Origin of the sequence: Bacillus aquiflavi (assembly GCF_019915265.1) — a bacterium.
GTDB lineage: Bacteria > Bacillota > Bacilli > Bacillales > Cytobacillaceae > Bacillus_BT > Bacillus_BT aquiflavi.
The window spans coordinates 3,244,669-3,269,786 of record NZ_CP082780.1 but is presented as its reverse complement, the minus strand read 5'-3'; the positions used below and the strand labels follow the sequence as shown (position 1 = coordinate 3,269,786).

25 protein-coding genes and 4 pseudogenes are annotated in these 25,118 nt (G+C 32.0%); 16 read left to right on the top strand and 13 right to left on the bottom strand.

The annotated features are described in order from the left end of the window. Window positions 1-126 precede the first annotated feature (126 nt). The 6 genes and pseudogenes from K6959_RS15870 to K6959_RS15850 all read left to right on the top strand — a co-directional run bounded on the left by K6959_RS15870 (window position 127) and on the right by K6959_RS15850 (window position 5,545). Window positions 127-1,032 (top strand): LysR family transcriptional regulator, encoded by a 906-nt coding sequence (locus K6959_RS15870; RefSeq protein ID WP_163240387.1) that lies wholly within the window; start codon window positions 127-129, stop codon window positions 1,030-1,032. 153 nt (window positions 1,033-1,185) lie between these two features. Then, window positions 1,186-2,202, top strand: a complete 1,017-nt coding sequence (locus K6959_RS15865) for an NAD(P)H-dependent amine dehydrogenase family protein (RefSeq protein ID WP_223086997.1) — start codon at window positions 1,186-1,188, stop codon at window positions 2,200-2,202. Between the two features lie 372 nt (window positions 2,203-2,574). After that, complete coding sequence (locus K6959_RS15860) at window positions 2,575-3,432, top strand: CNNM domain-containing protein (RefSeq protein ID WP_316252504.1); 858 nt, start codon at window positions 2,575-2,577, stop codon at window positions 3,430-3,432. A 15-nt stretch (window positions 3,433-3,447) separates the two neighbouring features. Continuing rightward, window positions 3,448-3,744, top strand: a complete 297-nt coding sequence (locus K6959_RS19715; RefSeq protein ID WP_316252503.1) for a transporter associated domain-containing protein — start codon at window positions 3,448-3,450, stop codon at window positions 3,742-3,744. A 166-nt stretch (window positions 3,745-3,910) separates the two neighbouring features. Continuing rightward, window positions 3,911-4,609, top strand: coding sequence for a response regulator transcription factor (locus K6959_RS15855; RefSeq protein WP_223086995.1), 699 nt, complete (start codon window positions 3,911-3,913; stop codon window positions 4,607-4,609). Then, a pseudogene (locus K6959_RS15850) lies at window positions 4,610-5,545 on the top strand (sensor histidine kinase). A 347-nt stretch (window positions 5,546-5,892) separates the two neighbouring features. Here the strand turns inward: K6959_RS15850 and K6959_RS15845 are convergent. The 9 genes and pseudogenes from K6959_RS15845 to K6959_RS15805 form a co-directional block, all read right to left on the bottom strand. Continuing rightward, window positions 5,893-6,819 (bottom strand): ABC transporter ATP-binding protein, encoded by a 927-nt coding sequence (locus K6959_RS15845; RefSeq protein ID WP_163240377.1) that lies wholly within the window; start codon window positions 6,817-6,819, stop codon window positions 5,893-5,895. Continuing rightward, window positions 6,819-7,505, bottom strand: coding sequence for an ABC-2 transporter permease (locus K6959_RS15840; protein WP_163240375.1), 687 nt, complete (start codon window positions 7,503-7,505; stop codon window positions 6,819-6,821). Before K6959_RS15840 ends, K6959_RS15845 begins: the two co-directional genes overlap by 1 nt. 252 nt (window positions 7,506-7,757) lie before the next feature. Continuing rightward, window positions 7,758-9,320, bottom strand: a pseudogene (tnpC, locus tag K6959_RS15835) (IS66 family transposase). A gap of 85 nt (window positions 9,321-9,405) precedes the next feature. Continuing rightward, window positions 9,406-9,759: an IS66 family insertion sequence element accessory protein TnpB gene (tnpB, locus tag K6959_RS15830; protein ID WP_262421998.1), complete on the bottom strand. Its 354-nt coding sequence runs from the start codon at window positions 9,757-9,759 to the stop codon at window positions 9,406-9,408. After that, window positions 9,756-9,950, bottom strand: a complete 195-nt coding sequence (locus K6959_RS15825) for a hypothetical protein (protein ID WP_223086993.1) — start codon at window positions 9,948-9,950, stop codon at window positions 9,756-9,758. The genes tnpB and K6959_RS15825 overlap by 4 nt, the downstream gene beginning before the upstream one ends. Window positions 9,951-10,095: 145 nt before the next feature. After that, complete coding sequence (locus K6959_RS15820; RefSeq protein WP_163243463.1) at window positions 10,096-10,824, bottom strand: LytR/AlgR family response regulator transcription factor; 729 nt, start codon at window positions 10,822-10,824, stop codon at window positions 10,096-10,098. Then, window positions 10,808-10,945, bottom strand: a complete 138-nt coding sequence (locus tag K6959_RS15815; protein WP_163243464.1) for a cyclic lactone autoinducer peptide — start codon at window positions 10,943-10,945, stop codon at window positions 10,808-10,810. The genes K6959_RS15820 and K6959_RS15815 overlap by 17 nt, the downstream gene beginning before the upstream one ends. Continuing rightward, a complete protein-coding gene (locus K6959_RS15810; RefSeq protein ID WP_163243465.1) occupies window positions 10,942-11,571 on the bottom strand; it encodes an accessory gene regulator B family protein in 630 nt (209 codons plus the stop codon). Before K6959_RS15810 ends, K6959_RS15815 begins: the two co-directional genes overlap by 4 nt. Further along, window positions 11,568-12,866 (bottom strand): sensor histidine kinase, encoded by a 1,299-nt coding sequence (locus K6959_RS15805; RefSeq protein WP_223086991.1) that lies wholly within the window; start codon window positions 12,864-12,866, stop codon window positions 11,568-11,570. The genes K6959_RS15810 and K6959_RS15805 overlap by 4 nt, the downstream gene beginning before the upstream one ends. Window positions 12,867-13,794: 928 nt before the next feature. Between K6959_RS15805 and K6959_RS15800 the strand changes: the two genes are divergently transcribed. The 5 genes from K6959_RS15800 to K6959_RS15785 all read left to right on the top strand — a co-directional run bounded on the left by K6959_RS15800 (window position 13,795) and on the right by K6959_RS15785 (window position 17,324). Then, window positions 13,795-14,025, top strand: coding sequence for an AMEP412 family response elicitor (locus tag K6959_RS15800; RefSeq protein ID WP_223086989.1), 231 nt, complete (start codon window positions 13,795-13,797; stop codon window positions 14,023-14,025). A gap of 144 nt (window positions 14,026-14,169) precedes the next feature. Continuing rightward, on the top strand, window positions 14,170-14,898 hold the full coding sequence (locus K6959_RS15795; protein ID WP_163243468.1) for an ABC transporter ATP-binding protein: 729 nt from the start codon (window positions 14,170-14,172) through the stop codon (window positions 14,896-14,898). Between the two features lie 4 nt (window positions 14,899-14,902). Then, window positions 14,903-16,390: an elicitor-associated permease-like protein gene (locus K6959_RS15790; RefSeq protein WP_223086988.1), complete on the top strand. Its 1,488-nt coding sequence runs from the start codon at window positions 14,903-14,905 to the stop codon at window positions 16,388-16,390. 65 nt (window positions 16,391-16,455) lie between these two features. Next, window positions 16,456-16,590, top strand: coding sequence for a hypothetical protein (locus K6959_RS19360; protein WP_258561202.1), 135 nt, complete (start codon window positions 16,456-16,458; stop codon window positions 16,588-16,590). 524 nt (window positions 16,591-17,114) lie between these two features. Continuing rightward, a complete protein-coding gene (locus K6959_RS15785) occupies window positions 17,115-17,324 on the top strand; it encodes a response regulator transcription factor (RefSeq protein ID WP_374058382.1) in 210 nt (69 codons plus the stop codon). A gap of 456 nt (window positions 17,325-17,780) precedes the next feature. Here K6959_RS15785 and K6959_RS15780 read toward each other — a convergent pair. Next, window positions 17,781-18,898 (bottom strand): annotated as a pseudogene (locus K6959_RS15780) (IS4 family transposase). Window positions 18,899-19,156: 258 nt separating this feature from the next. Here K6959_RS15780 and K6959_RS15775 point away from each other — a divergent pair. Beyond that, the gene (locus K6959_RS15775; RefSeq protein ID WP_163243320.1) at window positions 19,157-19,897 is read left to right on the top strand and encodes a YiiX/YebB-like N1pC/P60 family cysteine hydrolase; all 741 of its coding nucleotides are present in this window, start codon (window positions 19,157-19,159) and stop codon (window positions 19,895-19,897) included. A 326-nt stretch (window positions 19,898-20,223) separates the two neighbouring features. On the opposite strand, the gene K6959_RS15770 is transcribed toward K6959_RS15775, so the two are convergent. Then, window positions 20,224-20,403 carry a hypothetical protein gene (locus tag K6959_RS15770; RefSeq protein WP_163243319.1) on the bottom strand — a complete coding sequence of 60 codons (180 nt, stop codon included), beginning with the start codon at window positions 20,401-20,403 and terminating at the stop codon, window positions 20,224-20,226. After that, window positions 20,367-20,672 carry a hypothetical protein gene (locus K6959_RS15765; protein WP_163243318.1) on the bottom strand — a complete coding sequence of 102 codons (306 nt, stop codon included), beginning with the start codon at window positions 20,670-20,672 and terminating at the stop codon, window positions 20,367-20,369. Before K6959_RS15765 ends, K6959_RS15770 begins: the two co-directional genes overlap by 37 nt. Before the next feature lie 315 nt (window positions 20,673-20,987). Between K6959_RS15765 and K6959_RS15760 the strand changes: the two genes are divergently transcribed. Together K6959_RS15760 and K6959_RS15755 are read left to right on the top strand one after the other, a co-directional pair. After that, window positions 20,988-21,911, top strand: coding sequence for an ATP-binding cassette domain-containing protein (locus K6959_RS15760; RefSeq protein ID WP_223086986.1), 924 nt, complete (start codon window positions 20,988-20,990; stop codon window positions 21,909-21,911). A 237-nt stretch (window positions 21,912-22,148) separates the two neighbouring features. Then, the gene (locus tag K6959_RS15755) at window positions 22,149-22,847 is read left to right on the top strand and encodes an ABC transporter permease (RefSeq protein ID WP_163243315.1); all 699 of its coding nucleotides are present in this window, start codon (window positions 22,149-22,151) and stop codon (window positions 22,845-22,847) included. Between the two features lie 329 nt (window positions 22,848-23,176). On the opposite strand, the pseudogene K6959_RS15750 reads toward K6959_RS15755, so the two are convergent. After that, window positions 23,177-23,293, bottom strand: a pseudogene (locus K6959_RS15750) (H-type small acid-soluble spore protein); the annotation flags it as partial. Window positions 23,294-23,551: 258 nt separating this feature from the next. Between K6959_RS15750 and K6959_RS15745 the strand changes: the two are divergent. Further along, a complete protein-coding gene (locus K6959_RS15745) occupies window positions 23,552-24,238 on the top strand; it encodes a phosphoribosylaminoimidazolesuccinocarboxamide synthase (RefSeq protein ID WP_163243313.1) in 687 nt (228 codons plus the stop codon). Between the two features lie 157 nt (window positions 24,239-24,395). Continuing rightward, entirely contained in the window at window positions 24,396-25,016 is a 621-nt protein-coding gene (locus K6959_RS15735; protein WP_163243312.1) for a peroxiredoxin, read from the top strand. The last annotated feature ends 102 nt before the right edge of the window (window positions 25,017-25,118 follow it).

Here is a 25,118-nt window from a genome sequence, read left to right as displayed (position 1 = left end):
CGTTAATGCAAGCATTTATCACAGTCTGTAATCATCTACAATTTTTTTTGTTTTACTAAATCCATTTAAGAGCTTCAAGGATTTGCAGTTTGTGCGGATAGATAAATAAAACATAAGGGTGAAACGATGAACTTACTATCTTTACGTTATTTTATTGAAGTAGCTAAAACATTAAATTTTACAGAAGCCTCCAAAAACTTACACGTATCTCAACCTGGTATTAGTCAACAGATCAATTTACTAGAGGAAAAGCTTGGAGTGAAACTTCTTTATCGGACAACGAGAAAGGTCGAGCTCACTGAAGAAGGTAGATACTTGTTTGAGAAAACTGCTCCTTCGTTTGATCAAATTGAAAATACAGTATTTAATGTGATCGATTCGAAGACGCTGCCCCATTTAGTGAAGATTGCAACTATTCCCTCGGCAGCTAGTCTCTATTTACCGATTATTTTAAATCAACTTCATATCCATTATCCAAATATTGAATTTAGCATAAAAGAGACGACTTCTGCTCATGTAGTAGAGTTAATTAAAAATAGAGAATATCATCTTGGTTTCATAAGGACGCCAGTAAATTTTGAGTCGAATGAACAAGAGGGGATCAAATATTTAGAATTGAAACGCTCTCCAATTCGAGCAGTTGTCTCTTCTGATCATAGGCTTGCTTCACGAGAGAAGATCAAGTTAAAAGAATTAAGTGATGATTTTTTTTTACATTATGATTCAATTCAATCTCCAGCTCTCCATCAGTTACTCCAAACAGCTTGTGCAACAGCCGGCTTTATTCCAAAAACGATATGCAGCGGTTCTGAATTATTGACTATTGCTTACCTCGTCTCTAACAATTTTGGTGTAACGCTTATGCCGGTGGACATGTTTAAACTAATTGATTTTATTGATGTGAAAAGTTTGGAACTTGAAGATATTTATTTAGAAAGCTCAATTTCTGCGGTTTGGGAAGACAGTCCTTACATTCGATTAAATAAAAAACACATTGTAAAATTACTTGCTAATTTAAAACTGAATTTATAAAGTCCCTTAATTAAATATAATATATTAATAATCATTAATTATTAATATATAAGAATCCTGTATTTCTCAACATTAAAAAATTCTGTTAGCATTTTAGTGAAAACAGAGATATCGATTTGTGGAGAAAATAAACAGGATAAAGGGGTAATCAATATGTCAAACACATTAAAAAATATTGAGCTTGTTGTTTATGGTTTAGGACCAATTGGTCTAGAAATATTGAAAAAATGCGAAGAATATTTACCGGGAAAAGTGATTGGTGCTGTTGATATTGATCCAAATAAAGTTGGGAAAGATATTGGTGAATTAACCGGCAGAACTGAGCGAGGAATATTTGTCGTTCCTTCAATTAAAGATGTCAAGGCTAAAAGTGATCAACAAAGGATTGCAATTCACGCTACTGGGTCAAATTTAAAAGCAGTATGGCCCCAAATGAAAGAATTATTGGATAATGGATTTTCCGTTGTTTCAACTTGTGAACAGCTTTCATATCCATGGAGTCGCTATCCTGAACTATCAAAGGAAATTGATCATTATGCGTCTGAAAAGGGATTGACTGTTATTGGTTCAGGCGTAAATCCAGGGTATGTGATGGATACGCTCGTTTTAAGTTTAACATCAGTTTTAAGTGACATTTCGTCGATTCGAGTTTCTCGTCGTGTTGATGTGAAAAAACGTCGACTTCCTTTACAAAAGAAAGTTGGGGTCGGAATGGCAGAAGAAGAGTTCAACAGCCTTGCTAAAGCAGATAAAATTGGTCACGTTGGTCTTGAAGAATCGCTGCGTCTCGTTGCTGCTGGTCTGAATTTAGAGCTCTCACATGTTGAAAACTCAATTTTGCCAAAGGTGACAGATAAACCAATTTCTTTACCACATTTTCATGTAAAGGCTGGGGAAGTAAATGGACTTCATCAAGTTTCCAAAGGGTCGACAAAAGATGGAAAAACAATAGAGCTTGATCTTGTAATGGCTACCTCAGTATCTGAGTCTGAGGATGTAATCGAAATAGAAGGTGACATGAGGCAAAAGCTTGTCATTCCAGGTGGCGTTTTTGGCGACTCTGCAACGGCATCGATTATTATTAATACAGCGAAAACAGTTGCAGTTGATACAAAACCAGGTTTAAAAACAATGAAAGATATTGGATTAACGAGGAATATTCATCTGTAAATAAAGAAAAAGGCTTTTTAGTTCTAATTTGAACTGAGAAGTCTTTTTTTTTATAAAATTTAAGTTTGATCACTTTTTAAGGGAAAGATATTATTAGAGTAGGACTGTTTAATTTAAGGCAATATATAAAAACAAACGGAAAATAATAATAATTTTAATGAAAAAGCAGTCTATGTTGTAAAAGGGTCCGATTAAAATCATCTATTTTTAGCTGTTCGTTTAATACCTCTTTTGTGGCTAAAAGCTAGCTGATCGTTTTATTTTTATACTAAAACGGGAATATCTTTTTTTGAAAGGATTGAACATCCGTTGTTATTTGCCATTCTTTTTTTTATGCTTATGTCGTTTTTCCTCTCAGGCAGTGAAACGGCATTGACTGCTGTGAATAAAATGAAAGTGCATTCACGAGCGGAAAATGATGATAAAAAATCCCTAAAGCTCTTAAAGTTGATTTCTAAACCAGATCAATTAATAACGAGCATTTTAATTGGGAATAACATTGCAAATATTATGCTGCCTACTTTAGTGACAATGATTGCGATCGAGTATGGGTGGAACGTTGGAGTTGCAACTGGAATTTTGACCGTTGTGCTTATTGTTTTTGCTGAAGTGTTACCAAAAACGATTGCTGCAACGTTTGCTGATAAAATTGCCTATATCGTGGCTCCAGTGATTAGATTGTTAATTATCATTTTAAAACCAGTCACCTTTTTAATATCCAGGTTTTCAAACATGGTCATTAGGCTTATTTCAAAAGGTGAAGTTCAAGAAGCTACGCTTTCCAAAGAAGAGTTAAAAACAATGGTTGATATTGCTTATGCTGAAGGAACATTTCGAAATGAAGAAACTATGCGAATTAAAGGAGCAATTGATTTTTACAGTATGGATGTGCGTGATGCACTTAAAACTCCAAGAATTGATATGATTGGTATTCCAATTAATAGTACCTTTGAGGAAACAAGAAATACGATTATGAATAATCGTTATACGAGGTACCCAATTTATAAAGGGGATATTGATAATATCGTTGGGGTATTTCATTCTAAAAGGCTTTTGGAATGGTCTATGGAGCCAAAGAAGAAGTTAGAAAATTTTATTGATAAGCAACCATTGTTTGTTGTGGAATCTACCGCGATTGAAAAGGTTTTTAAAATGATGTTGAAGGAAAAGAAACATTTAGCGGTTGTATTAGATGAGTACGGTGGAACGATGGGAATGATAACGCATTAGGATATTATTGAAGCAATGATTGGCCAGGAAATTGAAGATGAAACAGACATTGAAGATGAAGTATTAATTTATGAATTAACCGATTCATACATGATTTGTCATGGAAGACTGCTCATCTATCGACTAAATGAGGCTTTTAAAATTAAGCTTCCAGAAGATACTGATATTTTAGCTGGCTTCATCTTAAAAGAGCTTGAACATATTCCAGTTGAAGGAGAAACATTTGAATATCATCATCTTCATTTTGAAATTCTTGAAATGGATCGGAATAAAATTATTAAAGTGAAAATAATAAAGAAGACACATTCTTAACACTTTTATGTTTTTTAATGGTAGGGCTTCTGAATACAAAATAGCCCTATCCTTTAATTTTAATTAACCGCTTTATATGATGGAAATTATTTAAAAAATGGCCTATTTGGATAGAAATGACGTAAAATAAAAGGAGCTGATTTATGTTTAACGGAGGGATAAAATCATGAAACATAATGTATTACTTGTTGAAGATGATGAATCTATTGCAGAAATGGTGGAAAGTCATTTATTAAAAGAAGGCTTCATTGTAAAAGTGGCATATGATGGGGAAGAAGCAGTTCACACATTTTTTAATGACTCTTTTGATATTATCCTTCTTGATCTAATGCTGCCGAAGCTTGATGGTATGACATTTATGAAAATTATAAGAGAAAAAAGCTTAATTCCTATCTTAATCATGTCTGCTAAAGATAGTGATGTTGATAAAGCATTAGGACTGGGCTTTGGTGCGGATGATTATATCTCAAAGCCTTTTTCAATGATTGAGCTTACAGCAAGAGTAAAGGCTGCAATTAGACGTGCAACTGATTATACACAATCGAAGAGAGAGGAAGGAAAAAACTTTTTGCAGATTGGTAACTTGCAAGTAGATTTATCCAACTATTCGGTTGTGAAAAATGGGGAAAAATTACAATTAACAGCAAAGGAATTTAATATTTTAAAGCTGTTTGTGCAAAATCCTAGCAGAGTTTATACGAAAGAGCAAATTTATAACTTGATTTGGCATGAAGATTATTATGGAGATGAGAATATCATTAATGTTCATATTAGAAGAATTAGAGAAAAAATAGAGGAAAATCCATCTTCACCCCAATATATTAAAACTTTATGGGGAATAGGATATAAGCTCGGGGAGTTTTAAATGACAGTTGTATTATTCATGATTATTATCATCTTCATTGTGGTCATTTGGATTCAATATCAGAAAATAATCGTGAGAAATAAGCATTTAGTATACATACATGGAAAATTAAAAACCATTATTGAAAAAAAAACAGCTGAAAAGCTGTTAGTTATGACGAATGATCAATATTTAATGAAAATTTTAACCGATATAAACGATCTGTTATATAAGAACCAAAAAACAATTGCAAATCATAAAAAAACGGAAGAAGAATTAAAAAAAATGCTTTCAAATATCTCTCACGATTTCAAAACTCCACTCACAGTTATATTAGGATACATCGAAATCTTGCAAATGAATCAAGAATTAAGTAAAGAAGAGAGAATGAAATCTCTGAAAAAGGTACAAAATAAAACAGTGGAATTACTAGATCTAATTAATAAGTTTTTTAATCTTGCAAAATTAGAATCTGGTGATCAAGATGTTCCAGTGACAAAAGTGAATTTAAGTGAAGTATGCAGAAAAAATATCTTATCCTTTTACGATATTTTAGCTAACAAAAATATAGAAGTTGAAATTAATATTCCGAAAGATAACGTCTATGTATTAGGCAATGAAGAGGCTCTTAATCGGGTGTTAAATAATTTAATTTCAAATGCTATTAACTATGGATATGAAGGGAAATTGATTGGACTTGATTTAAGAGTTGAAGATGAATATGTTTATGTTGATGTTTGGGACAAAGGTAAGGGGATTGATGAAATACATAAACAAAAAGTTTTTTAAAGATTGTACACGCTTGAAGATTCCCGAAATAAAGCATTTCAGGGAAGTGGGCTAGGATTGACGATTACGAAGCGGCTTATTGAACTGATGGATGGTGAAATTACGCTTTCCAGCAAGCCATATGATAAAACAGTATTTTCTTTTAGACTAAATAGAATCAGTTATTAGGTGGCTTCTAAGTCTTCCTTTTGTTCTTTTTATTTTTGTTACCAATAAATAAGGTGCTTTTCTTTTTCATTAGCAAACAAAATGATTAACATGTAAGCAAAAGGCGAGCACTATTAAGTAAAGTAGCTTGTGGGTGTTAATGCTTTGAAATCATTCTTTTTCTAAAAATAAGGAGGGAGCTGGTTATTGGATGTCACCAGCTAGGAAAGAAGGGCTTTCAATAGCCAAAGCTCCCAAAAAAATGTATTGCGCAGTACGAGGCGAAAGTAATTAGGACAGTCGTTCATAAGCTATACAACGAAGTACAAGTAACGAGCAATGCGAACGTTTGACAACAGTCTGTCATATTACGATATTTTTTTCTTTTCTTTCCTTTTATCTAAAAATATTTCTTCCAAAGAAGGTTCATTTACGTTTAATCGATAAATATCAATTTTATGGTTCGTTAATGCTCTGACGATGGAAGGGATTTTTTCTTCCGAATTTACCACTAATGATGTTTTATTGCCCTTAGTTTTAACATTCTTTCCAATTGAATTTAGAAACTGAGGAATTAAATCAATTTCTCGATTAGAGAATGCCGAATGCTTAATTTCAACTTCAATTGAGGAAGAATATCGCATTCTTAAATCTTCTAATGTACCTTCATTTAAGATAGATCCATCTTTCATAATTGCCATGCGGGTACAAATTTTTTCAACCTCATTTAAATTATGGGACGTCATAAAAATCGTCTTACCCTCTGCTTTTAAGTCTAGAATTAATTGCTGAATGTTCAGTCCCGATTCAGCATCAATCCCAGAAGTTGGTTCATCTAAGAAGATCAATTCTGGGTTATGAACAATGGCTTGTGCAATTCCCAATTTCTTTTTCATACCAAATGAAAATTTTCCTGCTTTTTTATTGGCATGTTCAAGGAGTCCTACTCGATCTAAAATTGATTGTCCTTCCTTTGTAGAAATGCTATATCCATTAATTTTTGAATAATATTTAAGGTGTCCTAGTGCTGTTAATGAATCATAAAACGTTGAATAATCAGGAAGAACGCCAATTCTATGATAAACTTTATCTAGCTTCGATTCGTTCAATAACTTAAATTCACCTGAAGTCGGTCTGACAATCCCTGTAATCATATTAATAAAGGTCGACTTCCCTGCGCCGTTCCGACCTAAAAATCCATATATTTCTCCTTTCTTTACAATTAAATTCACATTATTAACAACCGTTTTCGGTCCATAGATTTTTGTCATGTTATGTGCTTCTATGACGTTCACTATAAATCTCTCCTTTCAAAGAGCTTTATTGCAATAAGCAACAAAACAACCGTGTAGCCAATGTTAATAAGGAAGTAAGAATGTCCTATAGTTGAATAGTAATAAGGGGTAAAGAACTTAAACCAATGAATAAAAAGTCTTTCGTCATAAATTGCCCAAAAACTAATGACTGGAAAAACTAAAGCGAAAACGATCCCAAAAAACATAGAAACTGATGGTTTCGGTATTAAAATTGAAAAAATTAAATTTAAGGCTAAGGCGGCAGAGATAAATATCATATTTTCGATGATCCCCGACCATAGAAAATTTTTTGATATAATTGTAATTAATATGAAAGAGGTAAAGATGCAAAAGAGCCAAAAAAGCCAAACGCCAAAATATTTACCTAATAATATTTTTGTTCTGGATGTTTTTGTTACAAGGAATCTCATCGTCCTAGTGCTTACTTCTCTGTTAATTAAATCATGGGATAAACCAGTAATAAAAATGAAGCCAAATACGAATATCATAAAGAAAGCTCCGATAGCAAATCGATCAGTTCCTAATTCCTCTAATTCAAGTTGAACCGCTACATTTGTCATAAAGTCTGCGGAAAGAAAAGTTACTCCGAAGATGATAGCTATTACAATAATTGATTTAATACTTTTAAAATGCCCTTTAAATTCATTAAAACAAATTGCCCACATTTTATATCGCTCCTTTCACAAATTAGTATAATATTGGTATCTTATTAGAGTTTTACCACAACCTTAATTTATCTTTAATAAAAATTGGATATTTGTTAATCAATCATCTTCAATAATTAATCTAGGTGTTTAGCAAAATAAAAGGTAAGCCCGAACTATAAAAATATGCGCACCTTCTGGTGCGCATGACAATTAACCGTATTTCATGATCTTTTTGGTCAAAATACGGCTAATTTCATTTATTTACTACATTTATTTACTACATTCTGCCTTGATCATTTTCGACCATGGCATATATTGATCTAAAATTTCAGGGTTCTGATGGATACTACAATTTGGTAGATCGGTCAAAAGCTTTTTTATATATTCGTAGAAATCGATGCCGTTACTTTTGGCTGTTTTTCTGCGATACTCAAACAAATGGCGTTGGCTTTTGCCCCAGCTTCGCTGACCGAAAATAGCCAATTTTTTCTTCCAATGACATTGGGTCGGATGGCATTTTCCGCGGGATTATTATCAATTTCAATCCGGCCATCATATAAGAATGCCTTTAATCCATCAGCTCTATTAAGTGTATATTCTGCCGCCTTCGCAAGGGCATTTTTTCCGAAGAATGGCGATGTTTCAACCCAGTTAAGGAATTCCTCCACTATTGGCTTTGAAAACTTTTTGCGTTTTTTTCTACGTTTTACTCGGGGACAAATGTTTAAACTTCCTCTCGAGCCGATACAAATCATCGCAATACTTCACACCAATTCGGCCATTTTTGCTGTCTGCTTTCAGCCAATAACGCCGAACATGAGCCCAACAATTCGCAAAGCTGATTCCTTCAATTTTGTCATATGCAGAATAACCATCACAGATAATCGTTCCTGAATAATCTTCAATAAAACTTTCAAGAACTGAACGTGCACGTGATAATGAACTTTGAAATAGAACTATCGTTGGCCCCTGGCAAGGTATACTTCGGTAGACCCAGTTATAGGCATTGGCTTGACCCGGTTTACCGTCAGAACGATTGATAATTTTTGCATACGTTTCATCAATATGTAAAACGGATTTTGCCATCATGATCGTTTTCATTCGTTCATAGATAGGAAGTAGCCAATCACCTGCTACACGAATGACCCAATTGGAAAGGTTTTTGTCATTCGTATCCAGTCCATAACGAACCCATTCCTTCACCTGACGGTGAAGGGGTAAGTACTGCACAAATTTATCATAGATAACTTTGGCAAGTACACTGGGACTAGTAATACTGCGTTGAATAACTGGTTGTGGTGCTTTCCCACGTTTTATTTGCGCTGGTTGGGATGAATCCCCCTTACATTTTGTACACCCATAAGCATGTTCAATGTGTTGAATTTTCTTCATCCTTGCTGGAATGAATTCTGCCTCTTCACGTACGATTGTGCTGCCGATCTCAATCATTTGCCCTTGGCAACACTCACAGATTGTATTTTCTGGATGATGATGAATGTCATCTACTTCAATGTCATCATGTAATGAATCGTTTCTTTTTTTCTTTTGAACTTTTCGTACAACAGTATAAGAAATCGTCTGTTGGCTTTGTTCTTCTGTGTGCTCAGAATCGCTAAAAGACGAATCATCATCAAATAAAGAGGCTTGCCCGTCTGGCGCATTGTATTTAGATTTCTCCGTTTTAGAACCATATAAAGCTTTTGTTAGCTGGCGAACTTGCTGTGATAGAGAATCAATCTTCTTCATTAATTCTTTATTTTGCTGGTTCGAATGAGCCAATTGTTCTTCGAGTAATTGAATTAATTTGTCCTTTGAAGAAGAGTCTTTTCCCACAATGTTCACCACTTTTCGTCCATTTTCGTACTCCTATTATAATCATTTTAAACCTTGAAATAAAGGAAAAATAGGTAGAAAAAGTTCAGAACGCGCCTTTTGGCGATGGTTGAATGGCCTTTGGCTGCTGAATGGATAACCCCTCAAGCAACCACCTGAGCTCCTTCTGAGATAGATTACGAACTGCTTGTTCATCTTTAGGCCATTGTAGCTTACCATTGTCCAGTCGTTTATAGAGCATGGCGAAGCCATCCCCATCGAAATACAGACATTTATATCTATCTTTCTTCCATCCGGCAAATAAGAATATAGAGTCGCCATAGGGGTCTAATTCAAAAAAATCTTGAATTAGAGTAGCCAATCCGTCAATCCCCTTCCGCATATCCGTTTTCCCACAGATAATATAGATATTTTTCACATCCGTATAATCATGTTTCACCAATGTTTCAACTCCCTCATGATTGCTTGGATGACGTGCTCCTCTACGCCGTTGAAGAAGGCAATTTCCGCAGCTGCTGTTTTAATCATGCAAGCAGGTTTTGAGGAAAGCTCAGCTGGAACTGAACTAGAAGAATTATTGTTTTTGGTATGTAATGTAACGGGGACAATAGTCAATTTTTGTTGTGGCATTTGAAAAGCACCTCCTTTTTTAATAGATACGCTTATCGTACCAGGAGGTGCTTCTATTTTATATGCGTTGTTTGAATTCGGGCTTACAATAAAAGTACAGGATTTTTAAAAATACAAAACCCTGTACTTATTTATCAGTTTAGTTTTAACTTAGCAAAAACTTTTCTAACTCTTGTTTTAATTCTTTGTATTTATTCCTGCTAACATTAATATTAGTTTCACAATCCTTTAATTTAATATTGTATGATTTCATATAATTGTCAGGTGAAATTTCTTGAATTTTATCTAGCTGAACTAAAAACGACTGATGTGTACGATAAAATCCTTTTGTTGCAAGCATTTGTTCTAACACATTCAAATTTTCATTACAATTGATAATTTGATTATTTTCTAAATAGATCCTTGTTTTTCTGCCTTTCCTTTCCACGTATTTAATCTCGTTGACATTAATAAGCTTAAAAACCCCGTCTGAACGAATCCCAATTTTATTATTTACGATACTGTTTGATTGGTTAGTTATTCTATTTATTGTTTGCTTTAAACGTAAAAAATTAACTGGTTTTACAAGATAATCTTCTGGGTAGAAGTTATAACCTTTTAATGCATATTCATGATATGCACTCATAAAAATAATTTTTATAGAAGGATGGTTTGATCTTAAATAGTCTGCTAACTGAAAGCCATCAATTTCAGGGATGTTAATATCAAGAAGCACTACATCAATGTTAATTGTGTTTAACTTTTCTATTAACTCGTTTGCATTTGTTGTCATACATTTTAGAGATACTTCGGATATGTTCGAAAACAACTTCACCAAATGATTTAAAACAGCAACTTCATCATCGACAATAGCTATATTAATTTTTGTCAACATTTAAATGTTGCCTCTTTTCAGGTGGGGTTGGTTCATAAGCAAACCAAAAACAGCTATTGAATGTCGCTATTTTATCAGTCAATAGAGCAACAAACCCCAAAAGTGAAGCTAAAAATTTCATAAAATATCTCTCCTCTTTTGTAATATATTGGATAACCAGTTATCGATAGATAACGTAGTTATTTCACCTATTTTTGTAACAGAATAAACTTGCAACAACATGCTAGCTAATATACACATTTTATAGGATGGCTGCAAAAACAAACTGTATATACTTAAGAATAAAAAGACTGTAAGTGCAGCTATTTTCAATTTGTTTTTTTGTTCGTTAGTAAAATGATCCTTTTTCTTGTATAACTTTGGAGCATTCACTAGTAGAATATAAAAAGATATACAGATTAAAAGATATAGAATATATTGAACAAATATGACTTTATCTAACGCGTTGCTAAATGTTGCGATTAAAACGACTTGAAACGAACTGAATAATAGACATCTAAAGTATCCTGAAAAATGAATACCTCCAGCAAACATTTTTAACAACGCTCCACTTGCAAGGCAAATTAAAGCTTCCATATGAAGGTTAAAAGGATAACTGAGAAGTAAAACAAGAAGGAATTGATTTAGACAAGAAATAATCCACTCTAATCCATGGCGAATATTATCTTCTTTGTCTTTGTATTTTGGATGATAAAAGACTACAACAGAAGAAAGATTTTTTGATATTTCACTCGGATAGAAATTCATATTTTCATCACCCTCACTTTAATGGGAATAGTAACCGTAAATACTATTAGTTCATTTTTGATTTCTGGGAATATTGATCCATTATATTTTTCTACAATTTTGTAAACGTTAACTAGTCCAGCACCTTGATTTTCTGTATAATCTTTGGTAGAAAATCCGCGCAAAAAAATTTTATCAATATTATTGGAAAATTCAACGATATCACCATAATTAGAAACTTCAATCTGAATAGATTTTTTGCTTTTTCTTATGTAAATTGCTACTTCCTTTTTGATCGTTTTTTCAGCTTCTTCAATTGCATTTTGGATTAAATTACCTAAAATTCGATTCGTTTCAAATGTTTTACAAGGTATTTCAGCTAAATTATCCAAAATACTATAGTTAATAGTAACTCCCTTTTGCCTTGCTTTCATTTTATAGGCCAGTAAGAGCCCGCTAGTAGCACTCGATTTTAAAGGCAAGACTTCACTTATTACAGAAGCTTCATTTAATACTTCATTGAGATAGTTTTTACACATCTCGTTATTTCCTTCAGAAAGCATTCCGTGAGCTGCTAATAAATGATGTATAAAATCATGACGTTGCGATTCTACAAGAGAGATATATTGTTTTTCATCTTCTTCGTATTGTTCCTCATTTTTTCTTGCTATTTCCGCCATATTTCTATTTAAACCGACTTTAAATAAATATGAGATCGTAATCGTTGAGCCAATAAAGAATCCCGTCGAAAGATAATTGATAATATACTCGTTATGCCTTTCATAAAACCAAATAAAATATAGTGTTAACGATCCGATTATTCCTAAATTCGCTAAATGAATTGTAGGAATTTTTCCTAGCTGTTTTCCTTTTACAATTTGTATTTCCTTCTTCTTTAAAAATAAATAAGTAATCATTAACAATGTCCAATGAGGAAGAGCTTTAATTAAAGGATGCAGTTCAAGAAAATGATCTTGAATATTCAAAGGCTTGCTTATAAGCAAAATAAGGGCAAAACTAATACTTTCGGCAATTAACAAACAAAGACTTCCGAAAAACACCAGTAGGAGACAATGAAGTATATTGAAATTCAAAATTAACGCTAGCAATATACCTAAACATAAAACGAGAATAAGTAAATAAATTTCCAATGATAAAGTGCTTTTTAACATAATAATTAAGACACTTCCGTAAAAGCTAACAATTGAAACTGCAATTAATCTGTTTTTCAGCTCTAGGCCGATAAGATAAAAACCAATCATTAAAATTAAAAATGTCTCTATAAATGCGCCTAACAGACTGCTTAAAATATCCATAGCCACCTCATATATATTATTTCTTTTTTGCAATACTAGTTTCATGGATACATTTATATTGTTAACAGTATTTTATTGACTCTTATAGATAAAAACTCCTTTCTTATGTTAAAAATTAGATAGTGTAGCACAAAAAGAGATCTTGGCAAATTGAACCGTATGTCATGCATTTGAAATCATAGGCTTTCAAGCTACTCAGGTAAACCATTAAGAAAGAGAAATAACTAAATAAAAAGGTTTGGAATTTCATTAACTATGCGGAAAAGAGACCATCTATATGAAAGTAACAGCAAAAGTACAACACATTCATAGATACGAGAGAGGAGTTCGATTTACTGGATCATGTCATACCCAATAATCTTACAAACAATAGGTGTTATTAAATTCAGTGTTGGACTTTTGTCAGTATTTAGTTTTATGATAAGCCACAAAAAAGTTCATAGAAGTTAAGACTATAGTATGCTGTACTACTTCGAGAACTACTTAGGGATATATACACTTACTTTTACATAGAATGATAGCCTCGAATGGCGGGGTGCGTAGGCCCGGTAGAATAATTCATGCCATGTATGAGGAGGCTTCATGTTAAGCCCAATCTTATAAAGGATAAGTATTTATGACTGAGAAATTTACATCAGTTATTAGTATATATAATGTTATCCATATTTTTATTAATTTCAACATATATTACAATGAAAACACGTAAATCATACAATTTATCTATAGAATAATAGGAATATTGGTATATAAATATGGGAAATATAGGGCTTTTTAATATTAATTAATAATAGAATTAAAAAAAATGACAATTTTTTCGGAGATACGCAATAATAGGAAAAATCCATTGATTATTCCATCTTCTGCATTTAATATGGAAAGTACCAAAGGCCTTTGGTAAAAAATACTTTTTATACTAGGAGGATTTCTAATGTTAACAGCAATCTATAATGCTTTAAAAGCACTAGTATCTAGAATACCTTTGGACAAAGTAGCGAAATTTTTAAAATGGGCTTGGGACTTAGCTGTAGCTGCAACAGCCAAAACTTATGAACAAGCTCTTAAAATTCTTAACTTTATTAAAAATAACCCAGGAAAAATTGTTGACTGGTTTTTAAAAGGTTACTCAGTGTATGAGATTATCAGAATGATTCTTGGCTAAACCTATAAGCTTATTATAAAAAGGCTATCCGGCAAGGTAAAACTTGCCTGGATAGCCTATATCTTGACAATTTAAAGGAATAAGGATACTATTATTTCAGATATTCCAAAATTTAGGTATATACATAAAAGGAGTTAATCAAACTTGGATATATTACGTTTGGAAGGAATAAAAAAAAATTATGACGGTCAATGTGTATTATCTATTGATTCCCTTACGATTAAAAAAGGGACAATTTCAGGGTATTTAGGGACAAACGGTGCTGGTAAATCCACAACGATTAAAATCATAATGGGAATTATCATACCTGATCAAGGGGAAGTTATCTTTCAAGATAGAAAAATAGATTATAATCATCCAGCTCATAAAAAGTATATCGGTTACTGTCCAGACTATCCGGCTGTCTTTGAAAAACTTACGGTTTTGGAACATCTTAACTTTATGGCATATTTATTTGGATTAGAAGATTTGAAAGAGATAGAGAAAAGAATTCAAAAATATCTTAGTCATTTTGAAATAGAGAAGTATAAAAATACTTTGATTAAAAACCTCTCAAGAGGGAATAAACAGAAAGTTTCAATCGTATCCTCTCTTATTCATGAGCCAGAGCTTTTAGTTTATGATGAACCCACTTTAGGTTTAGACCCATTAAGTATTAAACAATTTAAAGCAATGTTAATGGAGTATACCCAAAATGGAGGTACTGTTTTTTTATCTTCACACTCACTAAATACAATAGAAGAAATTGCAGATACTGTTTCTATTATTCATAATGGACTTATTGTTAAGGAAAATATTTTTGTCAATGAGATACGAGAAAATTTAGTCAGTGTTGAAGATTACTTAATATCTGTTGTAGAAGGACGGGAGTAGTCTAATGAACTTCATCAACTATCTTTCCTTTAAATATAAAATTAATCGCCGTAACCCTAAAGGTTCTAAAAAAGAAAAAATTGCTGAAAGAATTGCTATTATTTTATTATTTCTATTAATCACTTTTACGATTTTTTTTATTGTTAGATTATTGCCGCAGGGTATCCAAGAAAATATGAATAAGTATATGGTAGGATTCTTTGCTTTTCTCTGTTTGATTTCTTTTTCAACTGCTGTAAAAAAATATTATAAGGAGTATTTTCTCTCGCCGGAGCGAGAAATTCTTCTCATTGCCCCTGTAAAGAACTCTCAAATCATTTTATCAAGATTTTCAATCGTTGCGATTGAAGTTATTATTATTAACACTATGTTTTTAATGCCTTTTGCAATGGCAAATTATCTTGCAGGAAATATTTCTAAAGAGATCGTTTTAATTACGATCCCACAAATTGTAGCAATGTCATTTTTTTTTAGTGCCATTACTCATATTATTTTTGCTATTGCTTATTTAATTTCAAAAGGAAAAGGATTAAAAACCGTTGCTTATTCTCTAATGACAGCTGCTTCTGTTGGAGTAATAGTTATTATTGTATTTTTGCAAGGTTATAAATCTTTATTGTTCATTCAGGATAAGTTAATTGAAAATCTTCTTTATCTTTTATTACAATATCCCAAATATTTAATGATTAATAATATAAAATTTATAGATGTCGGTTTGTTTACAATCTTTATTGCTTTAAATACCTTATGTTTCATTGCGGCTGCATATTGGATTACAGCATATAGTTATAAAAAAGGATTATTGACAATTTCATCAAGAGACTTAGAAAAATCATTCTACTCATTATTCGTAACAAATGTAATTCATAAACATATTCATACTCATTTTATAAAGAAAGATTTATTATTTTTAATTAGATCTCCACAGCTGTTCTCAGTCTATGTTTCACCAATATTATTTACGAGTGTAATTGAAATTCGTAATCAATTTGCCTCTTCAGGGGTATTATTGACGGTTTTAATTAATATTTTTACTTTTGTTATTATAACGGTCACTTTGCATATATTAATGTCTGATGATGCAACTAATAGCGAATTATTGTTTACTATTCCGATAAATACGCAAGAGTTATTTAAAAGTAGAAGTAAACTACTTCATATTTTAACTTTTTTAAATGCAAGTATATATTTAGTTACTGTCTGTCTATTAGAAGCAGTTAGAATTGAATATATTGTTTTTGGGATTTTGCAAATATTTATCCTTACCTACATTGCTTCTCGTATATTATTAGCCCGTGTGATTAAAAGGAGTCAAAAAAATAGCTCTGGATATTTATTTAATGGTTCTATTGTAAGAACAATCTTATATTATTTCTTTGTTTGGAATATTCCGTTGCTCATCTTCTTCAGTATTTTACATGAATATTTAAGGCGAGTATTAGAAACAGGCTCATTATCTAGACATGCGACTATCATGTTAATTATCATATAAGCAATTGTAGTCGGAATGTTATATAAAAGTACAAAATCAAAAATTTATCAAAAGGGGGAAGGACTATGCCAAACGTAAATAAAAAAGAAAAAACCCTGATGCAAAAATTAAGTTTGGGATTTACAATTTTTTGTGTTGTCTTTCTAGTATTAAGATTTTCTGGGGCGTTGGATTCTATTATCGAATATTTTAAAAGCTAAATTTAACATTAAATGATCAATTAATTTAAATATGATTTAGTTATTTGGCCGTTATTTCCTAAATGCAGTTTACCTCTTAGTTTGAACTGTTACTAAAAGCATTGTTGAACGAGCCGATAGCTTTAAAACTAATTTATTTATTATGGTTTTAGAGCGTCGGTCTTTCGTTCTGAAAAGCTTAGCGATTTAATTTTAACTTCGATGCTGTTCATTTCTATCCACTTATATCTATTTGTTTTTAATCCACTATAAACTTTTTCAAGCTTTCATCATACGTGAAAAAATTATACAAAGCTGTCTTACCGATAAAGCCTATGTTAAACAATATAGTTGCAGTAGGCTCATTCCAATGCGAACGCACTCTTAAAACAACAAAGGTATCTAATTGTCTAATGAAAAAATAGGGCTGAATGGACATAAAAATATACATAAACATACATATTTGGAGCAAATTAAAATAATGTTAAAAAAAATCCCAGTTAATTTGATACAATTTAATTAAACTTTATGAAGGAGGCATAATGTTGGATAAAATAGTATCAAAAATATCTCAAAAGGAACTAAAAATAATTGAAATGATTGCCGATGAAATGCCAAATAAACTAATTGCCAGTGAATTGAATTACTCGCAAAGAATGATAGAGTACTATATAAATAGTTTAACTAAGAAACTGAACGTACAAACAAGGGTAGGAATCGTTTCAAAAGCATATAAGATGAAACTTCTTAATTAAGTTTAGTTCTATTTTTAGGGAATGGGTTAAAAGGGTTCAATTATAGAGGGAATTCTCTCTCTGTATACGTAGTATTTAATAGATTCTTCGTAATAAGAATTTCAGGAGTATGAAAGGAAAAAGCTAAATTTTAAAATTTATTTGCTCGTTCGGTTGTTACAACTGCAGAGAGACCTTCTCTTTAAGTTATTACATAGATGGATTATGAAAGATAACATGAAAGGAATGGACGCAAGTTAAAACAGTCTATTAGAATTTAATGAAATATGATAATTAATAAATAGGAGGAAAAAATGTTTTCTAAATGAATTCATTAGCATTGCGTAAATTGGGTTAGAATTTTCTGTTAATATATTTCTTCGTTTTTGAATTAAAAAGACAAGACCTAAATAAAGGTGGTACTGTCCATTTGGTAACAATATACAGTTATCCCAGAGTTACAACAACAAGATTCTTTTACGGACTAGAGCGTTCATCAAACTTTCGTGTCCAAATATAAGAAGGTTTCCAAATTGCTCTCTTTAACCAGCGAGTGATTCGAAGTAAAGATTTACTACTACTTTTCATCTCTAATTGAATGAGAACATTTAGGCAATAGGTGATAAGGGCTAAGAAAATTTGGTTTTGAATCGCGGTCTCACTCATACGATAAAAATGCTTAATTTCTACGTGCTGCTTCAGCCATTTGAAAAATAGTTCAATGGCCCAACGAGAACGATAAATATCACTGATTTCTTCAGCACTTAAATCAAAGCGATTCGTGATTAAACGAAGGAAGTTTCCTTTTGTATCCTTGACTTCAAGAAGACGAAAGACATTTTCTGTTCGATTTTGTATGCTACCGATGTAAACCCTTTTGTCGGATTGTACAGGGCAATCATCCGAAATTGAAAAAGAATGAACTTCACGAATGACTGCATTTTTCTTCAGTCGTGATACGAAAAAATAACCTTCATCGGTCATCCGATCAAATCGTTCATAATCCACATAGCCACGATCAAACACGTACATAGCTTCTTTATCATCTACCAGAACTTCAAGCTGATTTCGGTCATGTTCTTTTGCCGTTGTAATGACAGCTTTTTCTGGATAAACAGCATTTTTATCCATGAATACAAGTCGTAAATGTAGTTTTACACCTGCTTTTGTTTGACGAAACTTCGCCCATTGATAGTTAGTTAAGTTGAGTGGTAGAGTACTCGAATCAATGATTTTTAGTGGCATTCTCTTTTCACTTTTCATGTGATAATGTTGAATTTTCCACACAAAATCAAGAACATATGAGAAAGAATGAGCGGATTGATATTATTTTTCTTTCGTGATAACTGAGATGTACTAATTGATTCAAATCCGAGTATTTTCTGAAGATCTTCGTCTAAAAGGGCATCACTGATTTCTTCTAAGCTCTCATATTCATGAAGCTGGGCAAAAAGCAAAAACTTAATATAAGACTCCGTTGTAAACTTCTTTGTATAGTAGTCCTGTTTTTGTTCTTTAACAAGTTCAGAAAGCTTTTGAATATTTATTGGTGAAACCCATTTACCAAATGACGTAATTAGTGTATTCTTGTCCATGATGTATTCCTTTACATTTGGATTTGGACAGGAACCACCTGTACTTCCATTGTAAAGGATTTTTTTGTTTTACAATCACATTATTTTTTTAAATTCCTAGTATTTTAAATCATCTGAATATGTTAATGCAATGCTAGTGAGAATACTAGTGAAAATTAAATAATAAATCTATTGTTTTTTTCGGAAATATGCTAGTATTTAGTATAAATAACATTTAGTTTAATAATATGGTAAAAATTAAAAAAGGAGATTTTGCTGGTGAAAAAGTTTTTTAAGTTTTTTAGTATTATTATCATTTCTTTTTTATTTTTTACACCTCTTAATGAAACTAATGCACAAAAAAACCAATTAACTGATGAAGAATCGAGCTTTTCAAACACATTGAAAAATGATTACGTACATTTATTAAATGATAATGTATTATCAAAGGATACAACTTATGAAGAGTGGTTAGAGATTACAGGAATATTAGAAAACGGCATTTCTTATGATTTAGAAGAAGATTTTAATGAGAAACTTGAAATAGTAGATCCTCTTACAAACTCTATAACTACATCTATCAAAAAAGGCGATATTTTAATTTCTAACCATACTATTAAAAATGGTTTGACAGGTCATGCTGGGATTGCACTTAGCTCCACTCAAGTTTTACATATAGCTGGCCCTAGACACTATCCAGAAGTTTTGTCAGTAAATAATTTTGTAAAAAAATACAGGAAAACATTAACGGTTTATAGAGTTCCTAATTCAAAAATAGCGAATGCAGCCGCTGATTGGGCTTCTAGAAATTATGTTGGTAGAAAATACCATTATGCTATTACAGATAATATAAAGTCGAAAAATCCAACTTACTGTTCGAAAATTGTTTTCCAAGCTTATTATTATGGAACAGGTTCTGCTCCAGTTATAAAAACTGTACCTAAAATAGCTTTACCTTATGCATTGCCAGCCTATTTTAGTCCAGCTTACAAACCTAAAGTGGTCGGGAAATTTAACTAAATAGTTATACATTTAAGAGTAGCAAGGTACCGATCCCCGAAAGTTAGAGTGATAAATCTAACTTTCGGGGGGCGGTACCCTTTCGGGAATTTGCTTACTCAGCCTAATTAAAAACGCTTAACAGTAGAAGAACGCAGCACGACGCGGAAGCCGAATAGAAGCTTGGCAACGAAGTCAAGTAACGCAGAATGCGAGTGTTTGTCAACAGTCTGAAAGGGGCCAATAATTAGATTTTAAGCTATTGGAAGCCCCTTTAATGCTCAACAATGTTGATATATCAACATTGTGGTTTTATTGTATTACCCCTTCTGAGACAGTCTCCTATACTATTTATATTCAGAAAGATATTTGGTCACTTCTTTTGGAACCTTGAAACTAAATGTATAATTTTTCATATGAAATTCAATATAAGGAATATTTTCATACACTGTAATATCCGCAATTTCATTTAATTTGTTATTGTTTTTGCCTAATTCAGAAATTGTAATCGTATCTTCTTGGTACATTTTGTATTTCCTTCCACAGCTCCTGAAGGGATTTCTTTCGATTTCCACTCATTAAGTTTAAGCGAATCAATGAAGTTTTTAACTTCTTGATCTTCTGAAATCGTAGTAATCACGTTATCCTCGTTCGGTGATGTCACTTCAATTTTTTGTGTTTTCGCCAAGTGATCGGTCCAGTTTTTATCATTAAATTTTTTATTCCCCGCGCTACAACCTACTAAAAGAAATGATATACTCACTAGAAACAAAAACTGCATAAAAACTTTTTTCATTGAAAAAACACTCCTTCGTATTATATAAATTGTATTAATATAACGGTACAAATACTATGATTTAATGGAGTCATCATAATTATAAACAAAATGATATTTGAACTTACGCATTTTTGAAATAACTATCAAACAATATAATATGATCGTTTTTCTTTTTTATGGCACTAAAAACATTGTACAAGTTGCCATTTCCAACAACAACCGATTCGTCAATGATCTCAACTTAATAATTTTTTAAGATATATGTTAGTTAATTGAAAGATTACATATATAAAATATATTTATAAGGAGTAAAACAAAAGGGGGAGAGATTTTTTGTCATTTATAATACAAACTTATAATTTAACAAAAATTTTTAATGGAAAAGAAGTTATTTCAAATGTCAATTTGAAAGTCGAAAAAGGAAAAATTTATGGCTTTTTAGGTCCGAATGGTGCTGGGAAAACGACTGTTATGAAGCTTATTACAGGTCTTTTAAAGCCAACTGCCGGGGAAATTGAAATGTTCGGTGAGAAACTTACAAATACATCTTATGAAATCTTTAAAAGGCTTGGTCTTATTATTGAGTATCCGATTTTTTACGAAAAGCTTACAGGTAGAGAGAATTTGGAGTTGCATTGTAAATATATGGGCTTCCATAATGAAAATGCAATTGACGAAGTATTAAAACTTGTTAATTTACAAGGTATTGAGGGAAAGGAAGTTAAGGATTTTTTATTAGGGATGAAGCAAAGATTGGGGCTGGCAAGAGCAATCATTACGAAGCCAGAATTATTAATATTAGACGAACCAATCAATGGCTTAGATCCTGTAGGAATTAAGGAGTTTAGGGAAATATTTAAAATGTTGTCTAAGGAATACGGTGTCACGATCTTAATATCTAGTCATATTTTGAGTGAGTTAGAAAAAAATGCTGATACGATAGGGGTAATTAGCGAAGGGAAGTTAATAACCGAAGTCTCCATGGAAAATATTAAGGGGGAGCATGTAGAGTTTATTGAGGTTCAGGTAAAAGATGTTAAGAAAGCTTCTTATGTTTTAGATCGAATCCTAAATATTTCTAACTTCAAAGTTCTTGATCAGCATTTAATAAGAATTTATGAGTCAGGATTTACAACGAATGAATTGTCAAAAGCTTTCGTATTAAACGACGTGGACATTGAATCCGTTACAAAAAAACAAAGTACGTTAGAGGATTATTTTTTGAAGTTAATTAATGGAGAAAAAAGATATGTTTAATTTAAAAAGACTAGCCATTATAAAATTAAAAATATTAATTTATTGGATGGTGCTATTAGTTAATTTTACTTTATATTTAATTGAACATAGTAATGGACATATCAATTCAGAGGAAAAGTTCATCATTACCGTTATCAATGCATTTATTATTATATTTATTGAAGATCCTCGCTTTAAAAGCCAGAAAAGAGTGTATTAAAGAAGATTATTTTCTAAGGGAAAAAAGAGGTGGCTTGCATGTTTAATCTTATAAAGTTAGAATTAACGAAATTTAAAATAAAAGGCAATATAGTAGCATCATTTATTTGTACGTTATGTATTCTAGGTTTTACTTGGTTACTCTTTTTTTTAGTAGGTGCAGAAGGAACCGCAACTGCTAATGACTATAAAGTTATTTTACAGATAGTTAATCAATTTATAAACGGTGTGTTTGTATTATTTGCAGGGGTATTAATTTCCAAGTTTATCATTGAGGAATACAAAAATAAAACTATCTTCTTGTTATTTACTTATCCAGTTAACCGAATACAAATTTTATTGGCGAAAGTGATTATTATCATTGTTTTTACATTTCTTTCAATCGTATTATCATCTTTCCTTATTTATAGTTTTTATTATTTGTTACAAGTTACATCCGGTGTTGTTATTTGGGAATTAACATTACCATTCGTTGTAAAACAGTTAGCCAACATTATTTTATTGGCCTTAACTAATTCAATCATTTCTTTAGTGCCGATATATTTTGGTTTAAGGAAAAACTCAGTTGCCACTACGATCATAACATCTATCTTAATAGTAACATTCTTGTATTCTGGGTCTCCAGAATTTAATTTATATTCTACGATAGTAGTACCGATCTTCATGATGATAGCGGGTATTTTTGCCGTTTACTTTACTGTGCATAATAGTGAAAAGGAAGATGTGAAAATGGGTTAACTGTTTATTTAAAGAAACGGCTTGGCATCATAAATTGTCAAAGTTCTACATTCGGTTTCAAAAAAAATTATTGCAAAAAAACCACTTCATTCAGTTTAAAAGAATTATAAAAATAATAATTTAAAGAGGGAAAGCCACACCTTTAAAAATGAAGTAGTCAAAATGAATATTGAATCAATTCTGGAGACTGGTTAAAAACGCATATCAGCACGGGCACGCAACACGGGGCGGAAGCGAATAGAACAAATCGTTCATAGCTTACAACAAGGGTGCAAGTAACAAAAAATACGAGCGTTTATCAACAGTCTGAAACCACTTCACTTCTATTAAATTCTAGCAATTCCATTTGCGTCATCAACATGTTGAATGTAGATGGGAACCCCTTCATGAATGACATTTGCCATTATAGGAGAAGCAGCAATTTCTTTAGCACGTTGCTCGTTCATTTTTGTATCTTTCCTCCTTGTTATTCCTGACATAAAGATAATTTAGCTAGGAATTTGCCCAATGGTTGGGGATAATTCCACTTATAATATTTGCTTAATGTGCGTAAACTATTCAACGCTTTAAAGGGATTTAAAAGAGGAGATAAAAAAATAAATTGGTCATTGCTTTTAGTAATTTGCCACGTGATATAATAAATCATATATTTATTTTACATTTGGAATAGCGGTTAAAATCTTTATGTGGAAAGGACATGTAAAATGAAGCTTATATATACGGGTAAAACGAAAGATGTGTATGCTTTAGATGATGGGAATTATTTGCTTAAGTTTAAAGACGATGTAACAGGGGAAAATGGGGTGTTTGATCCTGGGGCTAATACAGTTGGGTTAAAGATAGAAGGAGCAGGAAGAGCAGGACTTAGCTTGACGAAATACTTTTTTGAAAAATTAAAACAAAAAGGTATCCCTACTCACTACATAGATGCAAATATTGAAGAAGCTATGATGACAGTTAAACCAGCAACAATGTTCGGGAATGGACTTGAGGTTATTTGCCGTTACAGAGCAGTCGGAAGTTTCCTACGCAGGTACGGCATGTATGCTAAAGAAGGACAAGCCTTGGATGCTTTCGTTGAGGTGACTTTGAAAGATGATGAACGTCAAGATCCGCCTATAAGTCAAGATGCTCTTCATATGCTTGGGATTTTGTCAGCGGATGAATATGTAGTATTAAAAGATTTAACGAAAAAAATTAGTCAAATTGTAAAAGATGAATTAGCTAAAAAAGGCATTGAACTGTATGATATAAAATTAGAATTTGGCAGAGCAGGAGAAGATCGGCAAATTATTCTTATAGATGAAATTTCAGGCGGAAATATGAGGGCATACAAAAACGGAAACTATATAGAACCGTTACAATTAGAACAATTAATGTTAACAGACTGAAATAATACGATTTAAAAAAGGCTCTTATTAAGAGAGCTTTTTTTGTGCAAAAAACGCAAGTAGCGGAGGAAAATTGAGTTAAAAAAATAAAGAAGTTACGATAAATATTTAGAAACATATGATACATTACCTTATAAAAAAAAGAGGGGTGTATGCTATGTCTGAATTAAAGCGCTTGACGGTAGACCAAATCCCACCACAGTGTCCATCTCCATTTTGTGCGACTCGAGATGATTTTGCGCCAACATTTGAGGTAGATGGGTATATAAATGGTGAGGTAAAGTCTTTTCGGTTAGAAGATTATATTGGGAAATGGATCATCTTATTTTTCTATTCAAGTGATTTTACATTTGTTTGACCGACAGAATTGGCAGCGGTCGCTGCTATTTATCCTGAGTTAAAGCAATTAAATACTGAAGTTTTAGCAATAAGCACAGACAGTGTTTATGCTCATAAAGTATTTAAAGACGTTTCACCTTCCGCTAAATTAGTTCAATATCCTTTGCTTTCCGATCGTAATCAGCAAATTTCTAAAGCGTACAGAGTATTAGATGAAGAAGCGGGTCTTGCTTTTCGAGCTACTGTATTTATAGATCCCGAAGGAAGAATAATTTCTAAACTTATTTATCCGAAAGAAGTGGGTCGCAATGCATATGAAATTTTGCGAATTATTCAAGCGGTCCAATTTGGTAAAAGAACAGGACTTGGTGCTCCAGCTAACTGGGTACCAGGTATGCCCGGGATCAAACGAGATATAAAAAACGCAGGAACAATCTAGAATGATTGAGGATTTATGTGACGGAATCCTTTTTTGATTGGGGAAGAGTACTGAACGAAAAGAGCAAATAACGAAATACATGAATTTTTACATGATAGGGAA